This is a genomic window from Candidatus Poribacteria bacterium (assembly GCA_009839745.1).
Taxonomy (GTDB): Bacteria; Poribacteria; WGA-4E; order WGA-4E; family WGA-3G; genus WGA-3G.
The window spans coordinates 67,660-74,937 of the sequence record VXPE01000074.1; the positions used below are offsets into that span (position 1 = coordinate 67,660).

Consider the following 7,278-nt stretch of genomic DNA (forward strand, 5'->3'; position numbering starts at 1 on the left):
AAAATTTCTGAGGGAAATCAAGATACGAGGAAGGAGATTTATGTCAAATCAGAATCTTCCGACGTTTACTGTCGATGCTGGTTTTCACAATCGGGATGGGTGTCCTGTTAGCGTTAACGTTGACCATCCCGGTGTGAGCCAACTTCACGATCGTGCCGTTACCTTAACAGATGTCGCATCCGGTGATGTCATTTCAGCACAGTGCTACGCTGCCGAGGATGGCACGACTACCTTAACTTGGATACTCAATGAACTCGCCGCCGGTGAATCGCGGACCTATACGCTATCGGAAGGAAGTGTTACGGGCGAGACAGGCGTTCAGTTAAAAGAAGAAGCCGAAACCATAACCGTAACACTCAATGACCGACATTTTACAACATTTCGCTATGCAAAAGCGCAGTTTCGTCCATATTTTTTTCCGGTTCTCGGTCCGAATGGACGCGAGGTAACACGCGGTGAAACAAGCGACATCTCAAAGGACCACGTCCATCACCGTTCCCTCTACGTCGCCTACGGCGAAGTCAACGATGTTGATTTATGGGGTGAAGGCAGTAATTCCGGAAGGGTTGTGCATCAAAACTTCACACAAAAACAGGGTGGGGCTGTGGTCGGTAGACTCTATACGGGAAACAGTTGGCAGACCCAAGCGGGAGAGGTTTTGATGACGGACGTGCAGAATTTCCGCATCTATAACTTACCCGAAGATGCCGCAATCCTGGATCTCGATCTCAGTTTTATCGCTTCCGCGGGAGATGTCTATTTCGGAGATACCAAAGAGGGCGGTATTATCTCAATCCGGGTACATCCCTCGATGAACGCTTCAGATGGCGGGAAGATAGAGAACGCTTTTGGCGGTATCAATGAGACAGAAACCTGGGGGAAGCGCGCGAACTGGTGCGATTATTCCGGTATTGTTGATGGAACGTCTGTTGGTATTGCTGTGTTCGATCATATTGTCAACCCACGCTATCCGACGTATTGGCATGTGCGCAATTACGGGCTAATGGGAAGCAATATATTCGGAGGCGGCACTTTCGAAAGCGATCCTTCTAAAAATGGTTCCTATACACTCAAACAAGGTGAAGAGATGCACTTCCGGTTCCGCGTCCTCATCCACGCTGGGGATGCCAACGTTGGAAATGTAGGGGCGAAATACCACGATTTCATCAATCCACCTGTCGTTGAGGCTTTTTAATTATTAAATCTGGGCACCGTTCCACTTCGTTCCACGGTGGTTTTCGGTTAATTCCAATTCCTTACTATTAACGTCAGCGTACGAACGGAGACTTTTAAATGCCGATTCCTACGATTCATGTCGGATGTACCCATTTCGCGCACGGTCGCCTACAGGCGCAAATCAATTCAAAAGGTCTTAATCCCGTTGCCTGTGTGGACATTAACCTCCCTGCAGCTCGCGAGGCTGTAGCAAGTTTAGAAGGGGATGTCCCCGACTACCTCGCCGATCGTATCTACACGACAATAACCGAGGCGAAAGAGAAACACGATGCCCAAGCATGCCTCATCTATGCCTCAACAACCGTTCACGCCAAGTTAATTGTTGAAAGTCTGAACCTCGGTATGCATACCCTCTGTGTCAAACCCATCGCAACGACACAGGCAGAATTCCACGACATTATACACGCACATAAAGCGAACCCTGGCTTGATGCTCGTTCAAGGTCAAAATAAGCGATGGAATCCTGCCGCTGCGAAAATGCGGGAGTGGCTCCGGGAAGAGGACGGCATCGGTGAGATGTTAGCAGGGGAGTGTCGATTCTGGATTCGCCAAAATTTATACACGGGTCCAGACTCTCGACAACCGGATGCCTATGTGGATGGACTCTTCTTCCACGCTGGTACGAGTCACCAACTCGATCAGCTTGTTGCGGCGAAGGGACTTCCCAAATACGTTACCGCTCACGTCCATAATCGACGAGACCCGGAACTTGGGCAGATTGAAGCGTGGGGAACGGCTGGTGGCAACGCGCTCATGGAGTATGCCAACGGCGCGCCCTTCTCCTACGCAGGAACACGGGCAGCACATACAGCCCCGTTCGGATGGAGCGGACACTGGACATTCCACGGCGAGGACGGAGACCTCCGACGGGATGCAGGACACCTTCAACTCTTCCGGCTTGGTGAAACAATTGAAGATCTAAACCTCCAAGATTTACACGCAGGACTCATAGAAGACGATCGGCTCCAATTCGATGCCTTTGCACAGGCAATTGCCAATGGCACAGATCGCGACTGGATGCAGGACACAACACTCGGCACATGGATACTCATGGAAGCATGCAACGAGTCGGCTCGAACGCACGAAAAAGTTGATGTCGAAACATTCGCGAAGAAGATGCTTGCTTAATAGTTACCAGTTTGCCCGCTACCTTAAAAGGGTAGCCTGCAACGACGGAGCAGGGTTTTTGCTTGGGTGTTTCCCCTAGATCTACGGAAAGGCACTTCAGCCATCAAACCAACCTGACCGAACCGCAAGGAAAACTAAAAAAAGGAAAATTGAAAAATGCAATCTCCACACGGCTCAGCGTTTCGCCCATCTGTGATGGGCAGAAACGGTATGGTTACATCCGGACACGTCCTTGCCTCACAGGCTGGCATTCAGACGATGATGGCGGGTGGGAACGCTGTCGATGCTGCTATCGCAACTGCTGTAGCACTCGGTATGGTTGAACCCGCTGGCTCTGGGCTTGGAGGCGACGGCTTTATTCTCATCTATTGGGCGGAAACTGGGAAGGTCGAGGCAGTGAATGGAACTGGACCCGCCCCGCGTGCTGCGACCCGGGAAACCTATCTCAAAGATGGTGGGATCCCGATGAAAGGCATAAGAAGTGTCTCGGTGCCAGGGATCGTCGACGCATGGCTCCTTGCGCACGAACGCTACGGTGCGCTCAAATTAGAAGACGTTTTCGCACCCGCAATTTCGCTCTGTGAGGAAGGTTTTCCAGTGAGTCATAGACTTGCGGGCGGACTTAAAGGCGAAAACGCTCGCTTCGCTGCCGAACCGGACTCGCGCGCTGTCTTTACCAACGACGGCGAACCGATCGCAGCGGGTCAATTCCTCGCGAATCCCAATCTCGGTAACACCCTCCGAAGGATTGCGAAACATGGAAGAGACGTATTCTACAAAGGTGAAATTGCTAAAACCATCGGTGAATTCAGCCGTGCCTACGATGGACTCCTGACTGCTGAAGATCTCGCTGACTTCCACGCACATTGGGCTGAGCCGATACATGTCAACTACCGCGGATATGAAGTCTATGAAATGCCGCCCAATTCAAGTGGGCATATCCTACTTCAAGAATTAAACATGGTTGAGCTCTTTGACTTGCAAACCTTAGGGTGTAACACTGCCGAAAGCGTGCATCTAATGGTTGAGGCAAAAAAACTCGCCTTCGCGGATCGAGAACAATATATGGCGGATCCAGAGTGGGTGGATGTCCCGATAGAAGGAATGCTATCTAAATCCTACGCCGCTGAACAAGCGGAACGTATCCACTTAGATAAAGCGGCTTTTGATGTCCCAGCAGGTGGTCCAGAGGCACACGAAGATACAACCTGTTTCTGCACCGCGGATCGGGCGGGAAATCTCGTTTGTATACTGCAGAGCATTCAGTCGGGGTTCGGCTCCAGCCTCGTAGCAGGTGATACAGGTATCCTCCTGAACAATCGCATGACCTATTGGCATTTAGAAGAGGGACACCCCAACAACTTGATGCCGGGCAAACGCGTCCGCCACACGATGAACCCTGTCATTGTTACAAAGGACGGTCAACCCTTCATAGCATGCGGGACACCTGGGGCGGATACACAGGTCCAAACGAATCTGCAGCTTGTTACCCACATGATTGATTTCGGGATGACCCCGCAAGAAGCCGTCTCGGCGCCGCGCTGGCGGAGTTTGCAGAACCCGATGGAATCCACGATTCCGCACACCTGCTCCAATGACCTTCAGTTAGAAAACCGGTTCCCTTCGGATACCAAGGATGGATTAGGAGAAAGGGGACATGAACTCCAGATTGTTGGTGATTGGGGTGGTCCAGGGAGTGCGCAGGCTATCATGGTACATCCTGAATCGGGAGCACTCATTGGAGGTTCCGATCCGAGAACCGATGGGTATGCGGTTACTTTTTAGAGCATTGTTTTCGATATAAAGAAAGATTCAAATGGAGGCTAACTATGAGTAGCACCACTATGAGGATCGTTACATACGCGGTTCTGTCGATAACCTTTTGTCTTGTAGCACCACAAACTTGGAGCCGTGAGGTTGTCCTTTTTGAAGAAGATTTTGAAGGCGTGACACTCGAAGCAAGTATCATGGAACAGATTAAGGATAAAGACGTTTGGTCAGGCACACCGCCTGAGGGTTGGGAAATCACAAACGAAAATCCTAAAGACCTCGGAATGCCTGAATGGAGAACGTGGGCGATTGTTGACCTTGAGTGGTGGACACGAACGGCGGAAGACCAACGGCGTAGTGAGTTCACAGGGGTACACAATGATGGTAAGGGTGTAGGTAAAGGTGCGGTTTCTGATCCTGATGAGTGGGACGATTGGGAAGGAAATGGCGACCCTGACGCTCAGAGTCGTTGGAATGGACACTTAATCACCCCACCGATTAAAATCAAAGGCGCGGCAGCAAAGTCGCTCGTCTTAACATTGGATTCGAGTTGGCGCCCTGAAGATACTCAAAATGGTGAGATCATAGTAAGTTTCGACGGGGATACGGAAGAACACATCCTATTCTTCAAGAGCGTCGGTATTGATGCAGGCGCGCATACCCTTGTTACGATTCCTACCCTCAAACTCAAAGAGGAAAAGATAAATGATGGGGAGCAAATAAACGAAACGTTAGAAATTCCGATTGACAACCCCGCCGGTGTCGCTGAAATGACGATTAGTTTCGGTGTCGTCGACGCGCAGAATGATTGGTGGTGGGCAATAGATAATATAAAGCTCATAAGCACCGCATTCTCTGTAGAACCAAGACATAAATTAGCAGTTAGGTGGGCAGAGATCAAATCCTAACAACGATCTCTTTCGTTGAACTGTGAGCGATGGGACATCCTTCACGGCTCGAGAAAGACAGTTGTAAAGCAGGGCTGTATCCACCTGAGTGCAGCCCTGCTTTTTATGGTGATAAATAGGAATGTGTAAGCGTTATTAGCGGAAATAGATCCGCCCTTCCTCACTGGCGAGGTTTGTACCCCTGTCGCAACAGTGAGGTAATCGTATATCTTACTATTGTTGGATTTTAGGAGAAGCATTAATGAAAATTTTAGTCACAGGTGGCACAGGCCGTATTGGGTCCAACCTTGTCAAAAAGTTACTGGAAAAAGGGCACGACATCCGCAGCTTCGTCTATCCGGGGGATGTCAATCGTGTTGGACGATGGGATGGAACGGATCGCGTCGAGACCGTTCTTGGCGACCTACGGGAATACGAAGATGTCAAAAAAGCCGTTGATGGCGTAGATGCCATCTATCACATCGCTGCAGCCTTCGGAGGTCCGTTTGATAATCGTCAGTACCTGGCAATCAACGGGATGGGAACGCTCAATATCTTAGAGAGCATCCGTGAGTGTAATCCGAACATCCATCGACTCGTCTATGCCTGTACCGAAGCGATTTATTGGGAACTCACCGAAAAAGGTAGGAGTTTCAACACACGTATCACCGAAGACATGGTCGCTAAATACCATCACATGCCCTATTTCCTTACGAAATGGATTGGTGAGGAATTGTGCATGACATATCATCACCAATATGGCGTGCCTTCAACTGTCTTCCGCTTCACAACCGTTATTGAACCGAGCGAATATCTCAACGAAGACGGCTTACCCAAACAATTCGTCTTTAGCCCTATTTATAATCGATACGAAAATTATAATGGTGATGATCCAGTTGAGTTAGAAACCGCGGGCACCGTCAAACGTCTTTGGGACGGGCAGGAGAAATTCATACTCAAACGCAATCCTGACGGACGCCCCTATAAGGAACATTTCACCGATGTTCGGGATATTGTCCAAGGATTGGTGTTAGGGATTGAAAAGGATGCTGCTGTCGGTGAAGAATTCACGCTCGGCGGAAACGGCATCTTCAAGCATGAAGAGGTGATTCCATACCTATGTGAACGTTACCAGATGGATTCTGTTGATGTGCAACTCCCCCAACCCCTGTATTTTGAGTTTGATTTAAGCAAGATCAAAACGCTATTGGACTTTGAACCACAACACGATTTAGCAAGTATCCTCGATGCTGCTGAAGCGATGCGCCGCGGTGAAGATGTGGGCATCATTCCGACGGGCGTTCGATGGACTTAATTTTTAATTTTACCTTGCGGAGGAACGAGGGACAGAGAAACTATCAAGTGCCTCTCTTAAATCCGCCTGCGACGTTGTTGCAGGCTAACCGTAGGATTATAAGGAAGTCCTAAACCTGATGTTTTGGAGTTCGTTGATCGTGAAAATCTATCTTGGCGTATCCTCACTTTCCTTATTTGTTTTTACCTGCCTGATGCTCAGCTGCACCAAGACGCCGGTCGCGCCGACGCTGCAGGTCTCATCAAGCACGAAACATCTCGATCGGTATATCAATGCCGTGCTTAAGCGGGAAGGTATCCAACCCTCAAAGATGTCGGAAGATGCTGAGTTTTTGCGTCGGGTTCATCTCGATTTGACAGGAAAAATCCCAACGCCTGAAGAGGTCTTGGATTTTCTCAAGGACGGCTCTTCAAATAAACGGCAAAGAAAGATCCGGGAACTGTTAACGAGTAATGCCTATCTCGACTATTGGACACGGTTATGGGTGAACTGGTTAATCGGTAGGCGCGAAGATGGCGATGATCGACGCATCGGGTTAACGTATTGGGTCCATGATGCCTTGACCAAGAACATACCCTACAATCAATTCGTTCAAGAACTCATCTCAGCTGACGGTGAATTGCGGGACAACGGCGCAGGAAACTATATTCTACGTTACGAACGTTCACCCGTTTTTCTCACTTCGCAGACCTCTCGACTTTTCTTGGGACTCCCGATGCAGTGTGCCGAGTGCCACGATCATAAAACAGAAATATGGAGTCAAGAGGATTACTACGGGATGGCTGCCTTTTTCACCGGCATTGAGAGTCAGCGGAAGGGAAACATCCAGACGATGGATAGGGTAGGTAATGAGAGAAGGATGGATAATTTTCTCATTACGAATAAAGCAACGTGAGTTTGATAATTAATTTCTGAATTTTTTGAAGAAAGAGAACCCTTTTG

At 49.3% G+C, this 7,278-nt stretch carries 6 protein-coding genes; all 6 read left to right on the forward strand.

The genetic code is table 11. The annotated features are described in order from the left end of the window. Positions 1–40: 40 nt before the first annotated feature. The 6 genes from F4X88_12175 (at position 41) to F4X88_12200 (ending at position 7,231) form a co-directional block, all read left to right on the forward strand. Positions 41–1,195 carry a hypothetical protein gene (locus F4X88_12175; protein ID MYA57048.1) on the forward strand — a complete coding sequence of 385 codons (1,155 nt, stop codon included), beginning with the start codon at positions 41–43 and terminating at the stop codon, positions 1,193–1,195. Positions 1,196–1,293: 98 nt separating this feature from the next. Beyond that, positions 1,294–2,364: a Gfo/Idh/MocA family oxidoreductase gene (locus tag F4X88_12180; GenBank protein ID MYA57049.1), complete on the forward strand. Its 1,071-nt coding sequence runs from the start codon at positions 1,294–1,296 to the stop codon at positions 2,362–2,364. Between the two features lie 156 nt (positions 2,365–2,520). After that, the gene (ggt, locus tag F4X88_12185) at positions 2,521–4,149 is read left to right on the forward strand and encodes a gamma-glutamyltransferase (protein MYA57050.1); all 1,629 of its coding nucleotides are present in this window, start codon (positions 2,521–2,523) and stop codon (positions 4,147–4,149) included. Between the two features lie 44 nt (positions 4,150–4,193). Continuing rightward, entirely contained in the window at positions 4,194–5,042 is an 849-nt protein-coding gene (locus F4X88_12190) for a hypothetical protein (protein ID MYA57051.1), read from the forward strand. Positions 5,043–5,283: 241 nt separating this feature from the next. Next, on the forward strand, positions 5,284–6,336 hold the full coding sequence (locus tag F4X88_12195) for an NAD(P)-dependent oxidoreductase (protein MYA57052.1): 1,053 nt from the start codon (positions 5,284–5,286) through the stop codon (positions 6,334–6,336). 118 nt (positions 6,337–6,454) lie between these two features. Then, positions 6,455–7,231, forward strand: coding sequence for a DUF1549 domain-containing protein (locus tag F4X88_12200; protein MYA57053.1), 777 nt, complete (start codon positions 6,455–6,457; stop codon positions 7,229–7,231). The last annotated feature ends 47 nt before the right edge of the window (positions 7,232–7,278 follow it).

What these genes read in the sequence shown, in the direction of transcription:
- F4X88_12175 (MYA57048.1), top strand. Translation starts at nt 41, where the DNA reads ATGTCAAATCAGAATCTTCCGACGTTTACTGTCGATGCTGGTTTTCAC.
- F4X88_12200 (MYA57053.1), top strand. Translation starts at nt 6,455, where the DNA reads ATGTTTTGGAGTTCGTTGATCGTGAAAATCTATCTTGGCGTATCCTCA.
- F4X88_12180 (MYA57049.1), top strand. Translation starts at nt 1,294, where the DNA reads ATGCCGATTCCTACGATTCATGTCGGATGTACCCATTTCGCGCACGGT.
- ggt (MYA57050.1), top strand. Translation starts at nt 2,521, where the DNA reads ATGCAATCTCCACACGGCTCAGCGTTTCGCCCATCTGTGATGGGCAGA.
- F4X88_12195 (MYA57052.1), top strand. Translation starts at nt 5,284, where the DNA reads ATGAAAATTTTAGTCACAGGTGGCACAGGCCGTATTGGGTCCAACCTT.
- F4X88_12190 (MYA57051.1), top strand. Translation starts at nt 4,194, where the DNA reads ATGAGTAGCACCACTATGAGGATCGTTACATACGCGGTTCTGTCGATA.